The sequence below is a fragment of the Streptococcus sp. ELY_125 genome, assembly GCF_058314535.1.
Genome location: NZ_JBZFUM010000024.1, coordinates 1 through 25,488, shown reverse-complemented (window position 1 = coordinate 25,488; position 25,488 = coordinate 1). Strand labels below are relative to the sequence as shown.

At 41.4% G+C, this 25,488-nt stretch carries 26 protein-coding genes and 1 pseudogene; 8 read left to right on the top strand and 19 right to left on the bottom strand.

Annotated features, from left to right (window positions below):
- Positions 1–559 precede the first annotated feature (559 nt).
- The gene (trkA, locus tag AC4HAL_RS09240; protein WP_491093932.1) at positions 560–1,912 is read left to right on the top strand and encodes a Trk system potassium transporter TrkA; all 1,353 of its coding nucleotides are present in this window, start codon (positions 560–562) and stop codon (positions 1,910–1,912) included.
- An 11-nt stretch (positions 1,913–1,923) separates the two neighbouring features.
- Entirely contained in the window at positions 1,924–3,363 is a 1,440-nt protein-coding gene (locus AC4HAL_RS09235) for a TrkH family potassium uptake protein (RefSeq protein ID WP_491093931.1), read from the top strand.
- 135 nt (positions 3,364–3,498) lie between these two features.
- Here AC4HAL_RS09235 and AC4HAL_RS09230 read toward each other — a convergent pair whose 3' ends face one another.
- The 3 genes from AC4HAL_RS09230 to yycF are packed head-to-tail and all read right to left on the bottom strand — an operon-like array spanning position 3,499 to position 6,362.
- A complete protein-coding gene (locus tag AC4HAL_RS09230) occupies positions 3,499–4,308 on the bottom strand; it encodes an MBL fold metallo-hydrolase (protein WP_491093930.1) in 810 nt (269 codons plus the stop codon).
- Positions 4,289–5,662, bottom strand: a complete 1,374-nt coding sequence (vicK, locus tag AC4HAL_RS09225) for a cell wall metabolism sensor histidine kinase VicK (RefSeq protein ID WP_491093929.1) — start codon at positions 5,660–5,662, stop codon at positions 4,289–4,291. The genes AC4HAL_RS09230 and vicK overlap by 20 nt, the downstream gene beginning before the upstream one ends.
- Entirely contained in the window at positions 5,655–6,362 is a 708-nt protein-coding gene (gene yycF / locus AC4HAL_RS09220) for a response regulator YycF (protein WP_491093946.1), read from the bottom strand. Before yycF ends, vicK begins: the two co-directional genes overlap by 8 nt.
- Before the next feature lie 224 nt (positions 6,363–6,586).
- On the opposite strand from yycF, the gene AC4HAL_RS09215 reads away from it, so the two are divergent.
- Genes AC4HAL_RS09215 through AC4HAL_RS09200 form a run of 4 tightly spaced genes read left to right on the top strand, consistent with a single transcriptional unit; the run spans position 6,587 to position 9,572 of the window.
- The gene (locus tag AC4HAL_RS09215) at positions 6,587–7,351 is read left to right on the top strand and encodes an amino acid ABC transporter ATP-binding protein (protein WP_491093928.1); all 765 of its coding nucleotides are present in this window, start codon (positions 6,587–6,589) and stop codon (positions 7,349–7,351) included.
- 12 nt (positions 7,352–7,363) lie between these two features.
- Complete coding sequence (locus AC4HAL_RS09210) at positions 7,364–8,185, top strand: transporter substrate-binding domain-containing protein (RefSeq protein WP_491093927.1); 822 nt, start codon at positions 7,364–7,366, stop codon at positions 8,183–8,185.
- A 16-nt stretch (positions 8,186–8,201) separates the two neighbouring features.
- Positions 8,202–8,906, top strand: a complete 705-nt coding sequence (locus AC4HAL_RS09205) for an amino acid ABC transporter permease (protein WP_491093926.1) — start codon at positions 8,202–8,204, stop codon at positions 8,904–8,906.
- A gap of 15 nt (positions 8,907–8,921) precedes the next feature.
- On the top strand, positions 8,922–9,572 hold the full coding sequence (locus tag AC4HAL_RS09200) for an amino acid ABC transporter permease (protein ID WP_447451525.1): 651 nt from the start codon (positions 8,922–8,924) through the stop codon (positions 9,570–9,572).
- Positions 9,573–9,832: 260 nt separating this feature from the next.
- Here AC4HAL_RS09200 and AC4HAL_RS09195 read toward each other — a convergent pair.
- From AC4HAL_RS09195 to AC4HAL_RS09155, 9 genes and pseudogenes are all read right to left on the bottom strand, one after another.
- Positions 9,833–10,012: pseudogene (locus AC4HAL_RS09195) on the bottom strand (hypothetical protein); the annotation flags it as partial.
- A 225-nt stretch (positions 10,013–10,237) separates the two neighbouring features.
- Positions 10,238–10,861, bottom strand: a complete 624-nt coding sequence (locus AC4HAL_RS09190; protein WP_491093925.1) for a TipC family immunity protein — start codon at positions 10,859–10,861, stop codon at positions 10,238–10,240.
- Positions 10,854–11,852 carry a hypothetical protein gene (locus AC4HAL_RS09185; RefSeq protein WP_491093924.1) on the bottom strand — a complete coding sequence of 333 codons (999 nt, stop codon included), beginning with the start codon at positions 11,850–11,852 and terminating at the stop codon, positions 10,854–10,856. Before AC4HAL_RS09185 ends, AC4HAL_RS09190 begins: the two co-directional genes overlap by 8 nt.
- A gap of 66 nt (positions 11,853–11,918) precedes the next feature.
- Positions 11,919–12,428 (bottom strand): TipC family immunity protein, encoded by a 510-nt coding sequence (locus AC4HAL_RS09180; RefSeq protein ID WP_491093923.1) that lies wholly within the window; start codon positions 12,426–12,428, stop codon positions 11,919–11,921.
- 1 nt (position 12,429) lies between these two features.
- The gene (locus AC4HAL_RS09175; RefSeq protein ID WP_491093922.1) at positions 12,430–12,732 is read right to left on the bottom strand and encodes a hypothetical protein; all 303 of its coding nucleotides are present in this window, start codon (positions 12,730–12,732) and stop codon (positions 12,430–12,432) included.
- Entirely contained in the window at positions 12,716–13,384 is a 669-nt protein-coding gene (locus AC4HAL_RS09170) for a TipC family immunity protein (protein ID WP_491093921.1), read from the bottom strand. Before AC4HAL_RS09170 ends, AC4HAL_RS09175 begins: the two co-directional genes overlap by 17 nt.
- Before the next feature lies 1 nt (position 13,385).
- On the bottom strand, positions 13,386–14,909 hold the full coding sequence (locus AC4HAL_RS09165; protein ID WP_491093920.1) for a hypothetical protein: 1,524 nt from the start codon (positions 14,907–14,909) through the stop codon (positions 13,386–13,388).
- Complete coding sequence (locus AC4HAL_RS09160; RefSeq protein WP_491093919.1) at positions 14,906–15,958, bottom strand: hypothetical protein; 1,053 nt, start codon at positions 15,956–15,958, stop codon at positions 14,906–14,908. The genes AC4HAL_RS09165 and AC4HAL_RS09160 overlap by 4 nt, the downstream gene beginning before the upstream one ends.
- Before the next feature lie 62 nt (positions 15,959–16,020).
- Positions 16,021–16,254 (bottom strand): TIGR04197 family type VII secretion effector, encoded by a 234-nt coding sequence (locus tag AC4HAL_RS09155; protein WP_491093918.1) that lies wholly within the window; start codon positions 16,252–16,254, stop codon positions 16,021–16,023.
- Between the two features lie 193 nt (positions 16,255–16,447).
- Between AC4HAL_RS09155 and AC4HAL_RS09150 the strand changes: the two genes are divergently transcribed.
- Complete coding sequence (locus tag AC4HAL_RS09150; protein WP_491093917.1) at positions 16,448–16,783, top strand: helix-turn-helix domain-containing protein; 336 nt, start codon at positions 16,448–16,450, stop codon at positions 16,781–16,783.
- Positions 16,784–16,987: 204 nt separating this feature from the next.
- Here AC4HAL_RS09150 and AC4HAL_RS09145 read toward each other — a convergent pair whose 3' ends face one another.
- Positions 16,988–17,893 carry an HAD family hydrolase gene (locus AC4HAL_RS09145; RefSeq protein WP_447451531.1) on the bottom strand — a complete coding sequence of 302 codons (906 nt, stop codon included), beginning with the start codon at positions 17,891–17,893 and terminating at the stop codon, positions 16,988–16,990.
- A gap of 182 nt (positions 17,894–18,075) precedes the next feature.
- Positions 18,076–18,222, bottom strand: coding sequence for a hypothetical protein (locus tag AC4HAL_RS09140; RefSeq protein WP_491093916.1), 147 nt, complete (start codon positions 18,220–18,222; stop codon positions 18,076–18,078).
- A 321-nt stretch (positions 18,223–18,543) separates the two neighbouring features.
- Between AC4HAL_RS09140 and lysS the strand changes: the two genes are divergently transcribed.
- Entirely contained in the window at positions 18,544–20,034 is a 1,491-nt protein-coding gene (gene lysS / locus AC4HAL_RS09135) for a lysine--tRNA ligase (RefSeq protein ID WP_491093915.1), read from the top strand.
- A gap of 405 nt (positions 20,035–20,439) precedes the next feature.
- Here lysS and AC4HAL_RS09130 read toward each other — a convergent pair whose 3' ends face one another.
- The 5 genes from AC4HAL_RS09130 to AC4HAL_RS09110 form a co-directional block, all read right to left on the bottom strand.
- Positions 20,440–21,390 carry a sensor histidine kinase gene (locus tag AC4HAL_RS09130; protein ID WP_491093914.1) on the bottom strand — a complete coding sequence of 317 codons (951 nt, stop codon included), beginning with the start codon at positions 21,388–21,390 and terminating at the stop codon, positions 20,440–20,442.
- Entirely contained in the window at positions 21,387–22,055 is a 669-nt protein-coding gene (locus AC4HAL_RS09125) for a response regulator transcription factor (RefSeq protein ID WP_491093913.1), read from the bottom strand. Before AC4HAL_RS09125 ends, AC4HAL_RS09130 begins: the two co-directional genes overlap by 4 nt.
- 247 nt (positions 22,056–22,302) lie before the next feature.
- A complete protein-coding gene (locus tag AC4HAL_RS09120) occupies positions 22,303–24,255 on the bottom strand; it encodes an ABC transporter permease (RefSeq protein ID WP_491093912.1) in 1,953 nt (650 codons plus the stop codon).
- Position 24,256: 1 nt separating this feature from the next.
- The gene (locus AC4HAL_RS09115; RefSeq protein ID WP_491093911.1) at positions 24,257–25,009 is read right to left on the bottom strand and encodes an ABC transporter ATP-binding protein; all 753 of its coding nucleotides are present in this window, start codon (positions 25,007–25,009) and stop codon (positions 24,257–24,259) included.
- Positions 25,010–25,344: 335 nt separating this feature from the next.
- The coding region (locus AC4HAL_RS09110) for an IS3 family transposase (protein WP_491093945.1) at positions 25,345–25,488 on the bottom strand (144 nt) is incomplete at its 5' end.

Below are 25,488 nucleotides of genomic sequence, written 5' to 3'. Positions count from 1 at the left end.
TTTCTGAAATTTATCACAAAAAAAGCCGAAAACAAGACTTCTTTGCTTCTATCGGTAGTATAAATGCCCGCCTAGTGGTAGTTTTTGATTTCTTTGGCCTCTTTTTTAAAGGGTGAGCAGCTGCTTCTCCTTCTGTTTAAGTTCCGTTTACTGCATTACCAAATTGCCAAACGATTCTTGCACCTGATGAACTTTTGTATTTAATTTCTTCAATTCCTCATCAGCAGCAACCAACTGTCAAACAATGTAAGGATTTGCATCTTTTTTACAGATTTGACGCCAGATTTTTAAACTTTGTGTTTAGTTGGTATTATTTTGCAAAAAAAGGGTGCATTTTAGGCAAAAAAAGAGTATGATAGTATACTAGTTTAAAGCGTTTTTTGCTAAGTTTCTAACCGAACCTAGAGTTAAAAAGCACAAGAAAAAACACCTTTGTTTAAGGCTTAGCCTTTGCAGATATGATTGCCTTGAAAAACGGACTTTCTTGAGTCTATACTAGTGTCAATCACCCTTTTTCTTAGCTTTGATGCTCTTTGTATCTTGTAAAAAAGGAAAAATCATGAAAGTTATTGTTGTCGGCGGAGGTAAAGTTGGTACCGCCCTTTGTCGCTCATTAGTTGAAGAAAAACACGATGTTACTCTTATTGAGGAAAAAGAAGAGGTCCTTAATCGTGTCAGCAGACGGCTTGATATTATGGGAATTGTCGGAAACGGCGCTAATTTTAAAATTTTAGAGCAAGCCGATGTGCAACACTGTGATATCTTTGTAGCCATCACCAATCAGGATGAGGTAAACATGATTTCAGCCGTTCTGGCTAAGAAAATGGGAGCTAAAGAAACCATCGTCCGCGTGCGTAATCCTGAGTATTCCAACACCTACTTCAAGGATCATAATTTCCTCGGATTTTCTATGGTGGTCAATCCCGAACTGCTAGCCGCCCGTTATATTGCTAACAGCGTAGACTTCCCAGGTGCCCTCTCTGTCGAGCACTTTGTCAACGGACGAGTTATGCTGATGGAGTTTAAAATCACTGAGGACAGCCGCTTGTGCGACCTCTCTTTGGATCAATTTCGGCACAAGTTCGGCAATATTTTAGTCTGTGCTATCAAACGCGGTGATCAGATTATTATCCCTGATGGTGATGATACCCTATTAACTGACGATAAAATTTTTGTAACAGGTGATCGTGTTGAGATGATCCTCTTCCATAACTTTGTCAAAAATAAAGTTATCCGCAATATGATGATTATTGGAGCCGGTCGTATTACTTACTATCTCCTCAATATCTTGCGCAATACTAAAATGAAACTCAAAGTGATTGAAATCACCGAAAACCGCAGCCAATTCTTTAGTCAGGAATTTCCTGATGTTCCTATTGTCTTAGGTGATGGTACGGCTAAAAATACTTTGGTCGAGGAAGGTGTTGAAAACTACGATGCTGTAGCAACCTTGACTGGGGTTGATGAGGAAAATATTATTTCTTCCATGTTCCTCAACACTCTAGGAATCGGGAAAAATATTACCAAAGTCAACCGAACCAGTCTGCTGGAAATCATTGACACCGATGGGTTCTCCAGTATCGTTACTCCTAAATCTATTGCCGTTGACAGCATGATGCACTTTATCCGCGGTCGCGTTAATGCGCAAGAATCGTCAACTCTTGATGCTGTTCACCATATTGCCAATGGTCATATTGAAACCTTGCAGTTTGAAATTCGGGAAAAAAATAAAATCGCTGGCAAACAGCTGGCTGATGTTCAGCTGAAGAAGGGGGTACTAGTGGCTGCTATTATCCGTAACAACAAGCCTATATTCCCAACGGGACAGGATACTTACGAAGTCGGTGATAAGATTGTTGTCGTGACCTTGTTGCCCAATATCACTCACATCTATGATTTATTAACGAAGTGAGGTAACTTAGCATGAATCGTTCTATGATCCGTTATCTCTTAGCAAAATTGCTGCTTATTGAGGCTGGCTTGCTCCTTGTCCCTTTAATAGTTGCTTCTATCTATCATGAAGATACACGCGTCTTCGTCAGTATCCTAGCAACCATGGGAATTCTCGGTTTTTTGGGCCTGACTGGCAGCTTTTTCAAGCCTAAAAACTACCGTATCTACACTAAAGAAGGACTTTTAATCGTTGCTCTCTGCTGGATTCTCTGGTCCTTCTTTGGAGCCTTGCCTTTTGTCTTTTCCGGACAGATCCCAAGTATTATTGATGCCTTCTTTGAAATCAGTTCAGGATTCACAACGACTGGGGCCACTATCCTGCCTGATGTCAGTGTCCTTTCGCATTCCCTCCTCTTTTGGCGGAGTTTTACCCACCTAATCGGTGGTATGGGAGTACTGGTTTTCGCCTTAGCTATTATAGAAAATTCAAAAAATGCCCACCTTGAAGTTATGCGGGCTGAAGTTCCAGGGCCAGTTTTTGGTAAAGTCGTTTCTAAGCTAAAAAATACAGCGCAAATTCTCTACATTATCTACCTGGCTATGTTTCTCGTATTCGCTATCATTCTCTGGATAGCCGGTATGCCACTCTATGACAGCCTTGTCACTGCAATGGGCGGAGCAGGAACAGGCGGTTTTGCGGTTTATAATGACAGTATGGCTCATTATCACAGCAGCTTAATTACCCTTATTGTTTCAATCGGGACTTTAATTTTTGGTGTTAACTTTAATCTCTACTACTTTTTGCTTATTAGAAAATTCAAGATGTTCTTCAGGGATGAAGAACTAAGAACTTACTTGGGCATTGTCGCTCTTGCTACGGGCTTAATTTTCTTCAATACCTTTAGTTTGTATGATTCATGGGCTAAGGGACTAGAATACTCCTTTTTTGAAGTGGCAAATGTTATGACCACAACAGGTTTTGGAATTACTGACCTAACCAAGTGGCCGCTGTTTTCACAGACAATTCTATTGATTTTGATGTTTATTGGAGGTTCTGCCGGTTCTACAGCAGGTGGTTTTAAGGTTATGCGTTCGCTTATCCTTGCCAAGATGTCAAAAAATCAAATTCTTAAGACGCTCTATCCTAATCGCGTCATGTCCCTTCATATCAATCGAGCACCCTTGGACAAATCAACTCAACACAGTATTTTAAAATACTTGGCTGTTTATTTAATGATTTTCCTAGGCTTGATCCTAATTCTCAGTATTGATCACAATCAATTTATTGTCGTAGTCAGTGCTGCAGCTTCTACCTTTAATAATATCGGACCAATGCTAGGAACTGCAGATACCTTCAACATTTTCAGTCCTTGGGCCAAGCTGCTCATGGCTTTTGCCATGATTGCCGGTCGCTTGGAAATCTATCCTGTCCTGTTGCTCTTCATTCCAAAGACATGGTCGAAATACTAGATCTGTATTTCCCGCTTATAATTTAATAAGGAGACATTCAAGGCTTAACTTGAAATTGAAATAGATCTATTTTTTTTTAATGAATACTGAGTTATAAAAAAGATTGGCACCTATATTAGAGGTGTCAATCCTTTTTTATATATCCGTCAGAGGGGTGGCTTCATCCGGTGATGTATCTAGAACTTGGAAATCATGACCAACGCCAAAATCAGCTTGTGTCAGATTATTTTCCATTGTCATATGAGCTAATTCTTTGATATTATTTTCCTTGCTGAGATGGCCGAGATAGATTTTTTTGGTGCGACTACCAATTGTACGAATCATGGTTTCCGATCCATCCTCATTGGAAAGGTGTCCCTTATCAGATAAAATTCGCTGTTTTAAACTCCATGGGTAGGCCCCTGAGCGCAGGATTTCGATATCATGATTGGACTCGATCAGGTAGCCATCAGCATTCTCAATTAAAGCAGCCATGCGATCGCTGACGTAGCCCGTATCAGTTAGCATGACAAAGCTTTTGTCATCCTTCATAAAACGATAAAATTGCGGATCAATAGCATCGTGGCTGACACCAAAGCTCTCGATATCAATATCCCCAAAGGTTTTAACCTTGCCTCGCTCAAAAATATGTTTCTGCTCAGGATCAATCTTGCCTAGCATCTGGTGGGTTTCCATCGCCTGCCAGGTTTTTTCGTTGGCATAGATAGGCAGGCCGTATTTACGGGCCAGAACTCCAACTCCGTGGATATGATCCTTATGTTCATGGGTGACTAAAATAGCATCTAGTTCTTCTGGTTTACGGTCAATCTCTGATAAGAGGCTAGCAATCTTTTTACCCGATAAACCCGCATCTATCAGCAATTTTTTCTTAGGCGTTTCCAAGTAAAAGGAGTTCCCACTGGAACCCGATGCTAAAATGCTATATTTAAAACCCTTGTTCGTCATCGACTATATCATCTTCCTCCCATTCATCATCTTCTAAAGCGGCTTCTTTATCATAAGGGAGCACGATAGTAAAGGTAGAACCTTCGCCATATTCACTCTTAGCCCAGATAAAGCCATGGTGCTGTTTAATAATTTCTTTAGCAATGGCCAAACCGAGTCCAGTCCCCCCCTGTGCTCGACTGCGCGCCTTATCTACACGATAAAAGCGGTCAAAAATCAGCGGCAGATCCTTTTTAGGAATACCCAAACCTTGGTCTGAAATTGAAATAATTAACTGGGTTTCGGTCGTCATCATAGAAACCGTTATTTGACCGCCATCAGGTGAATACTTAATAGCATTGTTGAGGATATTATCCAAGACTTGTGTCATCTTATCGGTATCAATTTCTACCCAAATAGGATTGAGGGGGTAGTTACGAACAATTTCATAGTCCTTGTCTGAATCCTGCTGACTTTTAATCTGATCAAAACGATTGAGAATAACAGTGATAAAGGCTGTAAAATTGGTCATTTCAACTTCCAAATGGCTGGTATCATTATCAATTCTTGACAGCTGCAAGAGGTCAGAAATCATCCGCATCATGCGGTTTGTCTCATCCAGAGATACCTGAATAAAACTCGGTGCTACATCTTCCTGCAGAGCACCCTCATTAAGAGCCTCTAGATAAGATTTTACAGAGGTTAACGGTGTACGCAGCTCGTGGCTGACAGTCGAAACAAAGAGACGGCGCTCCCGTTCTTCTTTTTCCTGCTCTGTTGTATCGTGCAATACAGCGACTAAACCCGAAATAAAACCACTTTCTCTCCTGTTGAGGGCAAAGTTAATCCGCAGAGTAATAAATTCATCATACTCATTGCGGCGGTAGACCGTTACCTCTGGAGTCTGAGTAATCAGATCACGATAATCGTAATCTTCTGAGTCAATCAAGTCCATGATATTCATTTCAAGCGCTTCTTCCCGACTGAGATTGAGCTGTTTTTGTGCCGTTTCATTAATCATAGTGATTTTACCGACACGGTTAGTTGCTAAAACCCCATCACTCATATAAGAGAGGACAGAAGCGAGGCGATTGCGTTCCTGAGATAAATTTTCATGGGTCAGATGCAAAACATCTGATAGATCATTGAGGTTATTTCCAAGTTCAATCAACTCAGAATCCCCCTTTAATTGGAGATCCTCTGTGTAATCACCGGCGATTAGACTCGTTACTTTCTGGCTGATAGCTCTAATGGTCTTGGCATTGCGGTAGTCACGAACAGCCAAGAAAATAAAATAAACAGCAACCAGAGCCAGCAAAATAAGGAGGGCTAACTCAAAACTATTTAGATTTTCAACAACAGGATTATTAGTCATAGGATTTCATATAATAACCAACTCCACGGCGGGTTAAAATATACTCTGGCCGACTCGGCGTGTCTTCAATTTTTTCGCGAAGACGGCGAACTGTTACATCAACTGTCCGGACATCACCAAAGTAATCATAACCCCAAACAGTCTCAAGTAAATGCTCCCGAGTCATAACTTGTCCCATATGGGTAGCTAGATGATGGAGCAGCTCAAACTCACGATGTGTCAGCTCAATTTCATCCCCGCGTTTTTTAGCAACAAAGGCATCTGGGATAATCTGCAGATCTCCGATAAAGAGCTCATTATCAGAAATGTTATTTTCTTCAGCCACGGCTGTTTCAATCGTTTCTGTCCGGCGCAGATGCGCTTTAATACGAGCTAAGAGCTCACGATTAGAAAATGGTTTTGTGACATAATCATCTGCACCGATTTCCAAGCCGATAACCTTATCGAACTCACTGTCTTTGGCAGAGAGCATAATAATCGGTACATGGCTGTTTTTGCGAATTTCCTTAGCTACTTCTAGGCCTTCTAGCTCTGGCAACATCCAGTCTAGGATAATCAAGTCAGGCTTTTCTTCCTCAAACTGAGCCAAGGCTTCACGACCGTCGAAAGCGGTGATAACATCATAGCCTTCCTTTATTAGATTAAATTTAATAATATCTGAAATCGGCTTTTCATCGTCGACTACAAGGATCTTTTTCATCATTCTTACCTCATATTTCTATCTATCATAGATATTTTATCCCCTATTATACCAAATATCATCAGATATTAGAAATACTAAGGGTTTACAAGTCTATTTCAACTTTGTATAAATTTTCTGAAAATATTGACAGAAGCATCTTCTTGTGGTAAAATTTAGTTCACGTTAGGTTTTCTGACATCAGAAAATCAATCCATCTAACGTCTTCATCAAGGGAGGTAACCATGGCACTTATTGAATATAAAAATGTGGAAAAATATTACGGTGACTATCACGCCCTTCGTCATATCAATTTAGAAATTGAAAAAGGTCAAGTGGTCGTGTTGCTTGGCCCTTCTGGTTCTGGAAAGTCAACCCTTATCCGAACCATGAACGCTCTAGAAAGTATTGAATCCGGCAGCCTTAAAGTTAATGGACATGAAGTGTCTAATGCTTCTAATAAGGAACTGGTTCAGCTGCGCAAGGAAGTTGGGATGGTCTTTCAACACTTTAACCTCTATCCCCATAAGACTGTCTTAGAGAATGTGGTTCTAGCGCCTATTCGCGTTCTTGGAATGGCTCCGAAGGAAGCCGAACGCATTGCTGAACAGTATTTAACCTACGTTAATATGTGGGACCGCAAGGATTCTTATCCTGGTATGCTTTCTGGGGGACAAAAACAGCGGGTTGCTATTGCTCGCGGCCTGGCTATGAAACCCGAACTGCTGCTCTTTGATGAGCCAACGTCAGCTCTTGACCCTGAAACAATCGGAGATGTATTGGCTGTTATGCAGAATCTAGCAAAAGAGGGGATGAATATGGTCGTTGTTACTCACGAAATGGGCTTTGCGCGCAGCGTAGCAGACCGTATCATTTTTATGGCTGATGGTGAGATTTTAGAAGATACGACTGATGTTAATGGCTTCTTTAACCATCCAAAAGAACCGCGTGCTCAGCAATTCCTGTCTAAGATTATCAACCACACCAGCGATAAAGTTTCAGCAGAATAGAGGTGACTTCTTATGAAAAAAACATCCCTAATCACTGCAATTTTTATACTGACCCTTGGGATTGTTGGCTTTGCTAAAATCAACCATACTCAGGCTGACGCCAATAGTAACCTTCCAGAACAGGTCCAAAAAATCAAAAAGGCTGGCGTCCTTAAAGTTGGCGTTAAACAAGACGTTCCCAATTTTGGCTACTACGATTCTAAATCCGGCAAGTACACTGGTATGGAAGTTGATTTAGCTAAAAAAATCGCAGATAGTATCGGTGTAAAAGTAGAGTATGTGGCTGTTACAGCTCAAACGCGTGAGGCTCTGCTGGACAATGGTCAAACCGATTTAACCATTGCCACTTATACTATTAATGATGAACGCAAGGCCAACTACAGTATTTCTAACCCCTACTATTATGACCAAATCGGCTTCTTAGTCAATAAATCTTCTGGTGTCGATAAGCCCAAAGATCTTGATGGCAAAACGATCGGAGTGGCCCAGGGTTCCACAACCAAAGCTTCTCTGGAGGCTTTTGCAGCTGATAATGATATCAGTTTTAACTACATGCAGTTTGGAAGTTATCCTGAATTGGCTACTGCTTTGCGGGCCTATCGTATCGATGCTTTTTCTGTCGATGAATCTATTCTATCGGGCTATGTCAGCAAAAATAACAAGATCCTCGATCAGGGCTTTGATACGATGGAGTATGGCATTGCTGCTAAAAGGTCCAACACACAAGTTACCCAATACATCAATGGTCTCCTAGCTAAGTGGCAAAATGACGGCAGTCTGCAGAAACTGTATAAGAAATACAATCTTAAGCCTGCCCAGCCTAAGGATCAATAGAAAGGAGGAGCCCCTCATGTTTATATTAGCAGCAAGTTCTAGTCCTTATGCCTTATCGCGCTGGGGCGATTATTTTGGAAACTTCGGTGAATTCGCCAAGGGCTTCTTCTATACCTTGGGAATGGCCGCTGGAGCACTCCTTGTCGCACTAGCTCTTGGTTTAATCTTTGGAGCCATGTCCTCCTCACATAATAAGTTGGCCAAGGCTATCGCCCGAGCCTATGTAGAACTATTCCAGAACACTCCCCTCCTAGTTCATTTTGTCTTTGTTTTCTATGGTATTTCAATCTTGACAAATGGCGCCATCAAAGTTCCTGCTTTTTGGACGTCTGTCCTCTGCGTCGGTATTTATACCGGAGCATATATGTCAGAAGTTATTCGCTCGGGTATCGAATCTATCCCGCGCGGTCAGACAGAGGCCGCATTGTCACAAGGTTTCACCTACCGTGAAACGATGAGTTTAATTATCCTGCCTCAGGCTGTTCGGATTATCATACCGCCAATGATCAATCAAGTCGTTAACCTGATTAAAAATACAGCAACTGTCGCCATTATCTCAGGAGCTGATATCATGTTCACAGCCAAGGCCTGGGCTTACGAGACAACGAATTATATCCCTGCTTTTGCGGGAGCCGCGCTGCTCTACTTCATCATCTGTTTCCCAGTAGCAACATGGGGACGCCGACGAGAAGAAGCCAATAAAAAGGCTTATGATTTATAGGGAGGAGGAAAGCATATGTCAGATTTATTAGCACCTTACAATCTTAAATTCCTCGCCCAAGGGCTTTGGACCACGCTATATCTATCCTTGATTATCATTGTACTGTCAACGGTTTTTGGTATGATTTTGGCTGTTATGCGTAATAGTAAGAATTCTTTCTTGCGCATCCTTGCTAGTGTTTATATTGAATTTGTCCGCAATGTTCCTAACCTACTCTGGATTTTCATCGTTTTTTTGGTCTTCCAGTTGCAGGCAAGACCAGCAGGAATTACAGCCTTCACAATTTTTACTTCAGCGGCCTTAGCCGAGATTATTCGCGGCGGTCTCAATGCCATCGACAAGGGACAGACCGAAGCAGGGCTATCACAAGGTTTTACTCAGTTTCAAATTTTGCGTATTATCGTTTTACCGCAAGCTATTCGCAAGATGCTACCGTCCATCATTTCACAGTTTGTAACCGTGGTTAAGGATACCAGCTTCCTCTATTCTGTTATTGCTTTGCAGGATCTCTTTGGTAAGAGTCAGATTTTGATGGGAAAGTACTTCGAGACTGGCCAAATCTTTACCCTTTATGCTATCATCACAGCAATTTATTTCTTCGTAAACTTTAGTATTTCTAGCTATTCTCGCCATCTGGCTAAAAAATGGGAACAAGCAGCTGAATAATCTAAATGTAAAGCAAACTCTTCCCGAATGGGAGGAGTTTTTATTGTGATAAAGAATATTATAATTATCTGTTAATACAAATTTAATAATTAGCTGAAAGTTAAACTAAGAAAAGTTAACTTTGGAACCAGATACAAGCGAATGACTATCTCTTTTGCCTTTATTAAATACATGGTAGACCGAAAACACGTAAAAAATATGAGACAGACATACAGGGTAGCCAACCTATCATAGATATCTGTCTCATTCTTATTTATTTTCTAATCAATCTGTTCAAAACGCATCTTCTGTTTAACTTGTCCCTGACCAGCGTTAGAAATTTGGTAGGTGAAACTACGTGAGCTAAAATGTTTCCCAAAAGCTAATATGCTATTATACTGCCATTGGGAGAGCTGTTTGCCTTCTACTTTCCCCAGTGTCAGTTTATTATTGCTAACTTTATTTGCAGGATAAAGATTAACATAAACAATCATGCCAATCACAATTGCTACAAAAAGTAAGGAAAAAACTATCTTAAATAATTTCTTCATTTAAGATTTCTCCTTGTCGGATTTATGGTCATCATCACTAGCATAATCCGTTAAGTTATTATCGCCATTTTAAACACTCATGATGAAACCTTTACCCTAATATTAAGCCAATGTTAGTTTAAAAGCTAAGAATCTCTAAGCCACATTTCTTATATTGGGTTTCTTGATAACAAGGTCACCCCAATTTTTTTCACTGAAACGACTAGGATGGATTTCCAACCATGCGTGAATGACTGTTTTATTTACCATAGCCTGTGTCTCTTTTTGTAAATCACTTTCAGTCATATTTTTAGAGGCGAGTACTTCTTTTAAGCGCCCTTTATTACCATTCTCTACTCGAATCATTTCGGATAATTGCTCCTTATCTGCATCATACAGAAAAGTAACCGTTAAGGTCAGATCTGAAACAAATTTATAATCATATTTTATATTTAAAGCTTGAGAAGGGTGTTTTGAATCAACCCACATGCCTAGCCTCTCCACATTATTTGGAAGCACTTCATTAAATTCATCATTCACAGATCCATAGCCATATTTCCCTTCAGGATAAAGGGGTTCTCTGTAAGTTCGGTAGTCAACACCGCCACCTAATTCCGAAGCAAAAGTACTACTGGGACCACCTTTCAAATGACTGTAAATATCTCCATAAATATTTGAATTGTTTATGTTCCTAGCTGTATAGTAAATCAACCCCCAGGCACTGACTAAAATGGCTATAAAAATAATATGACGTTTACATCCTCTTACCAATTTAATCAAATTTATTATCCTTTTCCTTCAAACTTAGCAAAAACTTATAGGTGTCAGGGCTACTATTCTTTAAGTAGGCTAGTGCAGTATCTCTTGACATAGGAGGCCGTTGCGTAGGTTCCTTATAATCAGGAACCATACTGATAAAAACTCTATCTGCGACCACATTATAACCGCCTTGATTTTTCAAAAACTCTTCTTCACGTATATCTGCCGCTTTAGAATAGTAGTCACTACTAGCCTCAAATAATGACGCTCCATCTTTCATTCGTTGAGCTAAGTTCACCGCATCAAGGTCAGCTAAATAGTCATCATTACTCATAGACGGATCTGCTTCAGCATCTCTTGTGACATCGCCTCGCCAGCCTGCTAAATCTTGAACATTTTGACTCGGATTGTGCAATATGGTTGCCATAGTGATTGATTGATGGGCAAAGTCTGCATTAGTATACTTACCATTATCTGAATATTGATTGTATAGTTTTGACCAAATATCTCTAAACTCATCAGCTGTCTGATAGTTAGTACCATATACTTTATTATAATTTTTACGATATTCATCAATCGTACTATCACTAACATCTGAGGACATCTTATCTTCTGTATCTCCAGAGATTTGGTGCTGCAAACGAATATTATAGTTCAGCTGTTTGGCTGCTTTTCTACTTAAACCTAATTGATCCATTATTTTAACAATATCTGTTGTGCCAAACTCATCTTTTAGAGCCCCTGCTGTCGCATCCCATTGGGTACCACTATAAACAGTCCCACCAAGTATCCTAAGCAGTAAATAATCAATATCCGCCTGACCCTTATCAGGAAACTTCTTCTCCAACCCTCTTCTGACTTGGATAATCTGGCGGGCAGTGGTGTCATCAAAGCCATACTGAGCTTTGAGGTTCTCAACGTATTGTTGCTCCTCCGCAGTCAGTTTCAACACTTCACCAGCCTTCACCATCATGGTATTGAGCTGTTTCACCCAGTCCTTGTCTTTCGGCACCTTAAAAGTCCCGCTCTTACTGTCCCAGCACTGGCCTGCCGTAGTATCTTATAAGGTCGTTTCATTTTACTTTGATGTTAGCTCCTCTAAATCATCTTTTTTTACAAGATAAAAAGACTTAGACAAGATTTTAGTTTTGACATTATAGTAGTAGTCAATACCGATTTTATAACGATCATCTAAAATCCAATTTGTGGAGAATTGAACTATTCCATTCTTGTACATCGTATCTGGTGGATAATAAAATGCCATACGGACAGCAGTTTGTTGATTTGGTTTCAAATAATGTTTTTGGTAGGTATATTTAACATTAGGAATTAAAGGTAATACAGGTACTTTTGAATTAAGTTTCCCGCGATAATCGGTACTGATACCATCAATTTTATTTAGACGCGGTTCCCATAAGGTAAAAAATTTCGTCGAAGAAAGAGAAACATCATAATACATTTCATCAAAAATATTTTGACTTTTGTCATGAATTTTACGCTGATGAGTATAATATTGCACTGAGAAAATCATAGATAGAATAAACAATATACTGCCAATGCCTAATAAAATTTTAAATTCCTTACGCATATCATTTACCATCCGCTATTAAGTCATCACTCTTCTCTTCAAGACTGTCAATAAAGTCTTTGAATAAGGGATTCTCACCAGCATGGTAGACATACTGTTCATACTGCCCCTTGAGAATCTTCATGCCTTTATCATAGTCGCCGTCCCCAACATTTGTCACAAACTGTTCTGAACGGTAGCTATCGTCTGCTTCAACCTTATCAAAGTAGCTGTTCATAGTTCCGACCAGATCTTTGCCGCCTTTGAGCTGATTATAAAGATTGAGAGCACCAAGGTCGGCATGGGGATCATTCCTCTTCCGCATTTTCCCATGTGTTAACAACCTTCACCTTTCCCCAGTGAGATGGGCTATAGTGACTGTCATAAACAGAACACCAATCTTTCAATACTTTTGCCTTTAAAATGTTATCACTATAGGAATAAATATCTGCTAAGTTTAAGTGATTATCGCTTAATGTTTGAAGAACCGTTGACTTATTTTCTGAATAGCCGTCCTGCCAATAATTTTGGACAACCTGTCTCTGAACTATCTTTTTTTTAGGAGAATAGCCATATAAAATATCAATCGTATTTCCATCTTTCATTTGATAGCCAATATTTATGGTTAAATAGCCATTCTTATATAAAGATTTTGGAGGGACGAAAAAAGCTAACTGGATTGAAGAGGTCGGTTTGGATAGTTTTTTATAGTTCTCTACAAAATTAGCAGCTTCAACAGCTTCAATTCCCTCTGAATTTTTTGCCCTTTTGATGGTTACTACACCTTTTTTGGTTCCCAGACGAGTTTGTCCAAAACTATAAAAATTTACAAAAGGTGAGGTTTCAGTATAATACATCTCATCAAAAATATTGGTACTTTTCTGGTGAGTCTGATGATTTAAGACAGCTAACGTAACAAAAACAGACAAAAATAAGGTGAGTAGAATAGCTAATAGTATCTTATAACGTCGCTTCATATCACTTACCATCCGCTATCAAATCGTCACTCTTTTCTTCAAGACTGTCAATAAAGTCTTTGAATAAGGGATTCTCACCAGCATGGTAGACATACTGTTCATACTGTCCCTTAAGAATCTTCATACCTTTATCATAGTCACCACCCCCAACATTTGTCACAAACTGTTCTGAACGGTAGCTATCGTCTGCTTCAACCTTATCAAAGTAGCTGTTCATAGTTCCGACCAGATCTTTGCCGCCTTTGAGCTGATTATAAAGGTTGAGAGCATCAAGGTCGGCATGGTAATCTCCATTGTTCATCGAAATATTGCCCGGCAGGGTGAGGTCCCCATAGTAGCCAGCATTGGCATCCTCATTGAAAACCGTTTCTGCCAAACCGTTGTCTTTATAGTAAGCTGCGAGAGTTGCGCTGGTATGGGCAAAGTCCGTTTTTCCACCATATTGCTTCAAAATACTTTTTAACCTAGGTTCTTTAGCATTAGGAAATATATTTTTTAATTCTTTCATCTGCTCTGCTTCAGTTGTACCACTTAATCCTGTCACTGTTGATTGGTTATAAATCGCAGTTCTAAGAGTATTAATCTTTTTAGAGCTAATGCCTAAATCTTTTAGCTTCTTCTCAACTTCATCAGTTTTCATAAGACCGCCGGTATGCCCCCACATGGCAGCCCCTTTGGTATCCTGAGTATAAACGAAGGAGGCCATATAGACGAAGAACTGCTGGTTAGCCTTATCTTTATCACCGTCATATTCTTTGACCAAGCCAACATAAACATCCAGCATAATATCAGCTTCTTCAGCACTAAAACCATACTGGGTCTGTAACATGTTTCTAAAGGCAACGCGTTCTTCCTTAGACACGCTCAACACTTCACCAGCCTTCACCATCATGGTATTGAGCTGTTTCACCCAGTCCTTGTCTTTCGGCACCTTAAAAGTCCCGCTCTTACTGTCCCAGCACTGGCCTGCCTCGGATAAGCCCGTCTCAACCACAGACTTCAGGGCATCAATCTCTGAAAATATCTGCGGAGAGGAAGCATGAAAGGCACGGAGCTTCTCCAACTTCTCCTCCAAAACCCGCTTGCTGCTCTCCCCTATCTCAATCATCCGATTGTAGCTGTTCAGCCGCGCCCCTTCATTGGCATCATGGCGATCCAGATTCATAGCGTCAACCGCATCCCGAGCGTTGGAAATCCGCAGATTTAACTCGGCAATAGCCATCTCCAGCTCCGATTCTTTCAGACTCTCATGAGCCACCTGTTCCATATAAGCTTCTGGGAAACGCTGAACAGCCTCACCAACCGCCTGCGCTAAACGCTTGGCACCGGCAACCAAAGGACGAAGAACGCTCTCCGAATAGAGGCGGGCAGAATCATAAGCCTTTCCCTTTAAATCAGCTTGGCTGTTCTCAAATTCTTCTAAGGCTGTCTCCAGTTCTTCATAAGCTTGAATCTCCTGTTGGGCTAAGGCCTTAGCACTGGCTGCCTGAGCCTGTGACTGCTCCAAATACATATCAATACTCATGGAATCTTTCGAATCTCCTCTTCTAAATCGTCTATCTCAATCGTCAGTTTCTGACGCTGATCGTAAACCAATCCCTGTTTCTCGATAACCTGCCTTTTTCGAACCTGTACGGCCTCTTTGGCTTCTTCCAGTAAATAACTGGCGCTGTCCCGCTCTTGAAAGAAACTATGGCGGTTCCCTGCTGGCTCACCAGAAAATCGATAAGCGTAGGCCAGACCTTCTAAGACACCGCCCAGCTGACTAAAGACATCACCGGCCATCTGCTCGTGTTCTTCTAACCGCCGACCTTTAGACTGGAGCTCATATTCTTCATCATACAAGTCCTGTTCCTGCTGCCAAAGCTGGCTTTGTTCCGCTTCCTTAGACTTTATGAGCTTGCGTTTTTCCTGACGTTTGGCTTCGGCTTCGGCCTCCTTTTTAATGCGGGCTCGGCGCCGTTCCAGCTCCTCCAAATCCTCTTTACAGGGCGGGGTCGGCCGAACGCCGCTGCTAGAGATTGGCCGCCCATTCTCTAGAATTAAGGTTCGGCTGGTTCCTCTTTGCCAATCTGAATTGGTGTTAGGAACAGATTTTTTAGTCCCCTGTTTTGATTTAACTGGCTTGTCAGCAATCATCTGTTTGGGCACATATTGCCCTTGCTCCGACTGAGACGGCGTTGTCTCCTGCTTAGGAACAGACGACTGCCTCAGAGAGACTGATTGAACGCTCTGAGCTGAATCTGGTCTTGACTGCGATGTCACATCCAAGTTGGAGCCTGCTTGAACAGGCACTGGCGAAACAGCGGAAATCACTGGGGAACCAGCTAGATTCACAGGCTGAACAGACTGAGGGGCTGCTGGCTGAGACGACGTTGCAGTTGGTAGGACCTGAACACTAGCAGGATTGACCGATTGAACGGACGGCTGAGCAGAGCCTGTCAGGGATTGAGAAGCCATCTCCCTAAACTGGTCAGGTATGTGTTGGGGCAGCGGATAATCTTTAAATGGCTGATACTGTCCATTAGCACCAGTGCTTGAGCGTCTGAATAATTGTCTAAAGAACTGAAACATGGCTGATCCCTCACAAAATTGAACGAATAGCCTGAGCCTGATGGGCATCAACAGTCTCAAATTCACTGGCAACACTGTGAATATTTGAAGAAGCATGACTCAGCATGACTCAGCAGTTCAGAGATCGCTTCTCGGGCTGATTTAACCGTCTCCAGCGCTTCATGCGCCTTAGTATTGCCGGCCACAGTCGTGGCGTCATCCTTGGCTACTTCACCCAAACCACCCAGCGCACCTCCCTTGGATGAAAACTGACTGGCATGCAATTGAGCGGCAGATAAACTACTTTTAATTTCCATAAATTAACCTTATTCTAACAATTTTTTCTATAAATAGCTTATTTAAAAAGTGATAAGAAATACTTCTATTCATAAACTATTGTCAATATTTTAACACTTATTCATATTTTGTCCAGTCGATCTATCCTTTTATAGACTGTTAAATATGCTTTTTAATCTATATCCTACTAATAGTATTTTGGGAGATAAGTAAATGGATTTAGATCAAAAGATTGCAAGGAAAATTTCTCAAATTCGAAACGATTTGGGGATGACTCAAGAGGAACTAGCCGAATATTCCGAATTAGACGTTTCTTCTTTTGCCAAAATAGAACGTGGTGAGCGTTCTAACATTAAAATCAATACCTTAGAAAAAATTTTAAAGGGACTTAACCTCCTGCCTTCTGAATTTTTTAGTGAAATTGAAGATGAAAGGTCACGAACACATTTTTCTAGAAAACTTGAATTAGAATTTGAAAAGCTAAACGATGAGCAAAAGAAAATCTATTTTGACATCTTCCAAAAGATTTTAAGGGCTCATCATAAATAATGGATTAGATAAGGTCTAAAATATAAAAAACGAATAATTTACCGCTTTTTAAAGCAAAAAGGGCATATTATTCGTTTTTTTGTATAACTTTTATCATTTATAGATTATTATTATTGAATATTTTAAGATCATCAACTTTTTAGTGAACTCCATGATTTAGCAGAGGAAGTTTAAGTATAAGAAATTTATTTAAAGGTATCCTTATCAGCGTGTCGCATACTTCATTCGTAAGACTCGCTCTTGCTGTTTGCTTAGGCGTAAGAGGATAACAACCTTATCCACACTCATATTACTCTCTAACAAGCGCTCGGCTGCCATCATCAGGCCGTTTTCAATCCCCATTTTAAGGACGGGATTTTCCTTATCATTGGCATCAAAGAAGAACTTGCTGTTGGGAAGATCAAAGAGGATTTTTACTGCTCCAAAGAGTTGCTCAAAATTATCAATGGCAACATCATAAACAGGTTTGGTCCCCGACTTGAGCTTTCTGCCACGGTGATTGAACCACATAGCTTGCCAACCGCTCTTTTTGGCACCAACAACATCATTGTCATACGAGTCTCCAACATAAAGCGTTGTAGCTGGGGTCATATCGAACTGTTCAGCCGCCAGATTAAAAATTTCTTTATCTGGCTTTTGGAAACCTGTCGCCTGACTGACCAAGACCCTCTTGGGATCGACATAGTCGTAGAGTCCCAGCTTGCGTACTTTTTTTAGCTGATGCTCAGTTGGCCCATTGGTAATGACTCCCATGGTTACCCCTTTTTCTTTTAGAAAATCGAGAGTCATCCGCATTTCGTCCAGCATGGTAATATTTTCTAATTCGTGCTCATACACTTCTTGGAAGCGGCTGCCTGCCGTTTCATCTATCTCGCGGTAGCCAAATTCTAAGAGGGTTTCCTTGCAGCGCCAAAAACGGAAATACTCTGTTGTCCATTCGCCAGCCATGACACGAGGAAAACCGATGTCAGAATAATGACGGAACTTGATATAAGCTTGGTTTATTTGGCTCATGTCAAAGTCTGGAAAGCACTGCTCCATAGCTAAACGATAGGGAGCTTGCTGGTCATAAATAGTATCATCAACATCAAAAACAATAGAAGTAATCATGACAGACCTTTCGAATTTTATTCTTCAAAATTATACTACCTTTTTTAAAGATTGACAAACGCTAATTATCAGTCACAATATTACTAAAATCAGTCTTTAGGTCTTGATTTTCAGTCTCTTTAATAGCATAACAGTTCCTGTTGGTATCTTGGGAGCAGAGAACTTCAGAATTATCGGAAGCATTAATCATAAAAAATGCAGCGATGAACGCTAATTCTATTGCCATACCAGTACTCATAACCACCCATAATCATCTCATCACTGCTAATCCTACTGCCATCCCGCCAGTGGACGAAAAAACTGACAGAAATCTGTTCATAATCAAGCAATCAGGCTGCTTCATGTTTTTACCCTAAACCATCACAAATCAGCTAACTTCTTTTTATCAAGATACAAAGCCGTTAAGCACTCCAAAGAAAAATAGAGAACCTGACGAGGAATCAGTGAGATTCTGAGCAGGTGAGTCTTTTTTCACAGGAGTGTAGGCGTGTTCAATTTATCAAGATACAAAGCCGTTAAGCACTCCAAAGAAAAATAAGGGCAAATACTGATTGCCACCTGCTGTGCGCAAGGCTTAAAAATGACCAAGTCTCTACTATTAAGCGAAAAATTATGATAAAATATTGTGGAGTAACTTCTGGAGGAAAAACATGTCACAGCAACATCATGAAGATTTAAATGACCAAGAGCTTGTTCGCCGAGAAAAGATGGCGGCGTTGGCCGAACAGGGAGTCGATCCTTTTGGAAGGCGTTTCGATAGGACGGCGAACTCTGCCCAGCTAAAAACAAAATATGATAGCAAATCTAAAGAAGAGTTGCATGAGCTTAACGAAACCGCTACTATTGCTGGCCGCCTCATGACCAAACGTGGTAAAGGTAAAGTCGGCTTCGCCCACCTGCAAGATCGGGAAGGGCAAATTCAAATCTATGTCCGTAAGGATGCCGTTGGTGATGAAAACTACCAAATTTTCAAAAAGGCGGATATTGGCGACTTCTTGGGCGTTGAGGGTGAAGTCATGCGAACCGATATGGGAGAACTTTCTATCAAGGCAACTCATATTACGCATCTGTCCAAGGCTCTGCGTCCCCTGCCTGAAAAATTCCACGGTCTAACAGATGTGGAAACCAAGTACCGCAAGCGCTACTTGGATCTGATTACCAATCGTAACAGCTTCGAACGCTTTGTCACTCGCTCACAAATCATTTCTGAAATTCGCCGTTATCTGGACAGTCTTGACTTCTTGGAAGTTGAAACACCTGTTCTTCACAACGAGGCTGGAGGGGCGGCGGCTAAGCCATTTATTACCCACCACAACGCTCAGGATATGGACATGGTACTGCGGATTGCAACCGAACTCCACCTCAAACGCCTGATTGTCGGTGGTATGGAGCGTGTTTATGAAATTGGCCGAATCTTCCGCAACGAAGGAATGGATGCTACCCATAATCCTGAATTTACCTCCATTGAAGTCTATCAGGCCTATGCAGATTTCAATGATATCATGGACTTGACTGAGGGGATTATCCAGCATGCTGCTAAAGCTGTTAAGGGAGACGCTTCTGTTGTCTACCAAGGTACTGAAATCAAAATCAACAAGCCCTTCAAACGCGTACATATGATTGACGCTATCAAGGAAGTAACAGGAGTTGATTTCTGGCAGGAAATGACTTTGGAAGAAGTTCAAGACTTGGCACGAGAAAAAAATGTTCCACTAGAAAGACACTTTACATCTGTCGGACATATTATCAATGCCTTTTTTGAAGAATTTGTTGAAGAAACACTTATTCAGCCAACCTTTGTCTACGGACATCCAGTTGAAGTCTCTCCTCTGGCTAAGAAAAATGCAGATGATCCGCGCTTCACTGATCGTTTTGAACTCTTTATCATGGCCAATGAATACGGCAATGCCTTTACCGAGTTAAATGATCCAATTGATCAGTTAGAACGTTTCAAGGCTCAGGCAGCTGCCAAAGAACTTGGTGATGATGAGGCTACTGGCATCGACTATGATTATATCGAAGCACTTGAATACGGTATGCCGCCAACAGGCGGACTGGGCATCGGTGTTGACCGTTTAGTTATGCTCTTAACAGATACAACTACCATCCGCGACGTATTGTTGTTCCCTACGATGAAATAAATTCAAAGAGGTTGAGACAAAAGTTCTCAACCTTATTATTTGGTCAATTTTATTTGCTAGGCGCAGTGATTGACATCCAATTCTATGAACGCTAGTTCATCTTATCTCCAAGCTCCAAAGGTCCGGGGGACCTTTGGAGCTATGTGGAGGTGGGTTAAAAAGAAATAAAGCTTGCAAGGCAAGTGTCAAAATACTCCGATGGAGTTTGGCAGTCTGGGGATAGACTGCCACCTAAAAACAGGAAAGTGGCAGAGGCCTAAGCCTTAAGATAAGAGAGCGAGGAAAATCAAAATCGTGATTTTATCACGAATTATTGGTTCCTGTCCCACTCTCTTTATTCTCTAAGTCATATAAAAACCGCGATTGAATAACGAGCAAGCGCGGCCTTGGTTTTTGTGATAAAGATTATGCTTTTGTAATTCGGACACTGGTGCCTTGGCCGACTTGGCTGCTGATGGCAATCGTCAGTCCTAGGCTGTCCAATATCTGTTTGGTCATGTAAAGACCAAATCCAGTGGCCTTCTGGTGCTCGTGACCATTGTAACCCGTAAAGCCTTCCTCAAAAAGTCTAGGCAGATCCTCCGGGAGAATGCCCATACCTTGGTCGCTGACGGTCACGCCTTGGTCGGTCATTGTAAGGCTGATTTGGCTATTTTCATGAGAGTATTTAATAGCATTGTCCAGTATCTGGGCTAGAGCAAAGGTCAGCCATTTTTTATCTGTCTTAATCCGCCAGTCCCCATCAATAGATACCGATAGATTTTTAGCAAGGCAGAGAGTGCGATAAGTCTTGATAAGGTCGACAGCCAACTCACGCACCGAGATAAGCTCAAAGCGAAAGTCATCATTATGCTGGCTGAATTTAAGGTAGGCCAGCAAGGTATTGAGATAGTTCTGCAGCCGTTGAAGCTGCTGCTCGACCTCATTTTTATCCAGCTGCTGGGTTTGAGCCATGAGTGATAAGGCAGAAATAGGAACTTTCATCTGGTGGGACCACATTTTTATCATAGCTTCCAAACGGTCGCGTTCTTGCACCGCCTCCAATAGGAGCTCAGCCTCTTTGGCCTTTAAATCAGCAATAATCGCCTGATAGGCTCGATCGCTAGGGGACTGCCATCTTTTAAAATCCGCCGGCTCAAAATTAATTGTAGTATTATTTAGTTGTTTTAGCTTACTATAAAAACGGGCATAAAGCCAGAGACTGAACCCTAACAAAATAACGATATTTAAAGCTAGACTATTGATAAAATACTCCAAAGGCAAATGATAGAGCCAAAAGGTCAGGCAGAACAAACCAGCTGTAAGTCCATAAATCAGATACCAGAGGCCGTATTCTTTGATGAACTTCCTAATCATTTGAGTAAATACCCTACCCCTCTCACCGTATGGATATGATTAAAATCCAAAGGACTTATCTTCTTGCGCAAGCGGGTCATATTAACACTCAAGGTATTCTGATCAATAAAGCTCTCGTTTTCCCAGAGCTTTTCCAGCAGTTCTTCCTTGGAGACCACCTGATCTTTGTGAGACAGTAAAATTGCTAAGATCTTATTTTCTGTCGGTGATAAAGCAACCTGCCTGTCACCATTAGACAAAAGACCGTCACGTGTCAGGCTAAAATTGCCTATATGCAGAACATCAGCTGTAAATTGCTGAGCCCGGCGCAGGAAGGCGGAAATTTTGGCATCCAGAAGAGGCAGTGAGAAAGGTTTAGCAATAAAGTCGTCACCGCCCATATTGAGCGCCATAACCATGTCCATCTCATCATCACTGGATGATATAAAAATAATAGGAACAGTCATAGACTTGCGAATCTCTGTTGTCCAATAAAAGCCATTGAAATAAGGCAATGTAATATCCATTAAGATAAGATCCGGTTTAAAATCTTCAGCTTCCCGGCGGACATCACGAAAATTGCGGACACTGGCTACCTGATAGCGATCGGACAGGTGCTGGCTAAGCAGCGAGACAATGGTCTGATCATCTTCAACCAGATAGATTTTCTCTTGCGGCTGAGTCATAAATCTCCTTTCTGAAAGATGAGTATGTAAAGGCTATAACATTTGTCATACTAGCTTTTTCACGGAATACAAAGTTCTTTGGCTCTCCCAAAACTAATACGTTCGACGAAGAAGGGCTGAGTTTATAGGAAGGCGGATTTTTTTCGCAGGATTACAAGTGCATTCAGTTTATTTTAACATAAAAGAACCTGAGACGAAAAGATCGATCTAGGTTCTTGAAATTTTAATCTTAATAACCTCTTGCTCTTCAGCGTTCAATCAGACGATAATAGGTGCGGCTGGTCAGGCGATAAATGATAAAGTAAATCAAGGCGATAAGCGCAACCGTTATAAGGCTGACAAGGTAGACCAGATTGGAGCTGGTTACACCGAAAGCTAGAAGCAGCTGCTTGAGCATGGGAATAGCCATCACAAAGTGCAAGGCAGCAAAGGCTAAAGGCATAAAGAAGACGAGGATAATTTGTGAATTGATGGTCTTTTTTACCTGCCCTTCACTCATACCGACTTCTTGCAAGATACGATAGGACTTCTTGTCTTCATGCCCTTCAGAATACTGTTTGTAATAGATAATCAGAGCCAATCCTAAAATAAAGCTGCTGCCTAAAAGGACACCTGTGAAGAGCAAACCGCCGAAAATTTGGTAGCCTTCTTCCAGATAAGTCTGGCGTGTGTCCAGACGGCCCGCATCTTTACTCTGGCCGATAGCAATACCATTTGGTGCAACTTTTTTTATTTCCTTATCAGACAGATCCAAGTAGGCCGTATACGTTTCACTGAGCATTGTCATCTTAGATAAATAAGGTTTGTAAGCTGCTACTATAGCTTTAGCCTCTTGACGATCAGCGACGACCAGAAGGCCTGGATTATAGGTATTAGCAAGGTCTGGCATCTGGACATCTTTAAAGTTCTTGACGATATCATAGTGCCGTCCTAATAAATCGAGGTTTTTTAGCCGACTGTTACCCTTTTGGATAAAGAAGGCTGCCTGCTTCTTTTTGAGGTGGGGGAGGTCATTGCCTAGTTTTCGGAAATCCTCCTGTGTCATGATATAGACAAACCCCTGTCGGCTAACATCTTTTAGGACATCCTTATCGGTTACCCGCATAGATTTTTGAGTGCTTAGGGGCATAAAAATTGTACTCGTGGTGTAGTCAATAAGATCCTTATCCGATTTGTCCAGCTTATCTAGGATATCAGCCTGCAGACGCTGCCGTCCTTCACCATCCTTAGTGTAGTAGGTAATTCTGACGGATTTGGGAAAAGTCTCTCTGGCTACATTTTGAGTATTGCTGTAGAGGGATACTGTCGTGCCGATGGTAACCAGAGCCATGACTGCCAACAAGGTAATACTGGCTAGACCTGTCGCATTTTGCTTCATGCGAAAGATCATCTGCGAGGTGGTAACAAAGTGCTCGGGCTGGTAATAATAGTCCTTATCTTTACGGCGGTGCTTGAGATACCAGGTCATAAAGCTGATATAGAAAAGATAGGTCCCAACGATAACCAATAAGACGGCAATAAAGAAGCGATACAGTACCGTGAGAGCCGCAGAATTGGTAGATGTTAAAGCCAGATAATAAGCCCAACCCAGTGACAGCAGCCCAGCTGCCGCCAAGATAATATTGCCTCGAGGTTCTTTTTCTCCCTGCTCCTGCTTACTGAAGAGGTTTAAAGGAGAGGACTTTCTGATATGCCAGAGGGCTGTTAACTCCAAGACCAGAAAGATCCCTGCAAAAATAATAATCGTCAGAATAAAGGGCAGGATAGTCAGCTTTAAATTAAGCTTGTCATAGTTGATAATATTGACAAAGATGAGATAGAGAAATTTTGAGAAGACAGCACTGAAAACAGAACCTATAAAGGTTAATCCAAGGAAGATGATCCCAAGCTCCAGCGTCGCTATAAAACTGACTTGGGTCTTGTTCATTCCCAATATATTGTAGAGTCCGAATTCACGGCTGCGCTGCTTAAGTAAGATCTTGTAGCTGTAGCGCTCCATGATAAGAGAAAAGATAGTCAGGACAAAAATGCCTAAGACCAAGGTGGTAGCCCCAGTGCTCATTCCTTTCCCCATAGGGCTGAGTAAAATTAGCCATGATGAACAAAGCAGGGAGAAGAGCAGAAGACTGGCCAACATGAAGGGACCGTACTGGCTTATAGAGTTTTTGAGATTACGGACAGCCATTTTAAGATAGAACATCCTACTCACCTCCTAACAGGGCTGACATGGTTAGCGAGATTTCCTTGCTAAAATCCTTGTTGGTCTTATCACCACGGTAGAGCTGATGAAAAATTCGGCCGTCTTTGATAAAGAGCACACGTTTAGCGTGACCTGCGGCATTGGCTGAGTGGGTTACCATAAGTAAGGTCTGACCATCTAAATTAATGGTTTCAAATAGGTTGAGCAGGTCTTCAGAGTTGCGGTAATCCAGAGCTGCGGTCGGTTCATCAGCCAGCAGAACCTGCGGATTGGCCATCAGACTTCTGGCCACTGCTACCCTTTGCTTTTGCCCACCAGATAGCTCAAAAGGGCGCTTGTCCAATAAGTCTTGGATCCTGAGTAAAGGAGCCAGTTCATTTAAACGGCGATTCATTTCCTGATAGGGCTTGCGATCCAAGACCAGAGGTAAAAAGATATTGTCTCTTACAGACAAGGTATCCAGCAGGTTGAACTCCTGAAAGACGAATCCTAGATTCTTGAGACGAAAACTAGCCAGCTGGCTCTCCTTGATTTTGGTAATATCCTGACCATTGAGCATAACTGAACCTTCCGTTGGCTTTTCTAAGGTCGCCAGAATATTGAGCAGGGTAGTCTTTCCAGAGCCCGACTCCCCCATAATGGCGATAAATTCGCCATTGTCAATCTTAAAATCAACATCCTGCAGCGCATGGGTCTCTTCCTTGGAAAAGCGCGTGCGGAAAATTTTCTTGAGATGATTAATTTCTAACAGCATGTGGTATCCTCTTTTCTATTTATTATAACCTAAGAACCAATCAGCTTAAAGCTGAATTGACCTAACGGCGCTTCTTTATCTTTAACCATCTTTAGTTTACCGAAAATTTCCCCCTTGAACCTTACAATTTCGCTCTGCATTCTTACAGTTTTGTAAGAAAAGACACTAACTGTTGGAGTTTTGAGGATAATAAAACCAAGTCCAGTAATAAGTAATAAAGGCTCTATAATTTCTATAATGGGTAAATCCCACCGCAAGAATTATGGAACTTTTTGAGTATGAAAAAGTTCCGAAAAGGCAACAGTTTTCTGTACAAAATTTATAAAGTGTTTTTGTTAAACGATTGCTCTTTTAGTCATGGGTGTTTGGTAGTTGAGACTACCGTGAATACGGTGATGATTCCACCAGTGGACATAATCTTTCGTTTTTAGGGTTAATTCTTCTAGCGAGTGGAAGGCCTCTTGGTTGATAAACTCCAG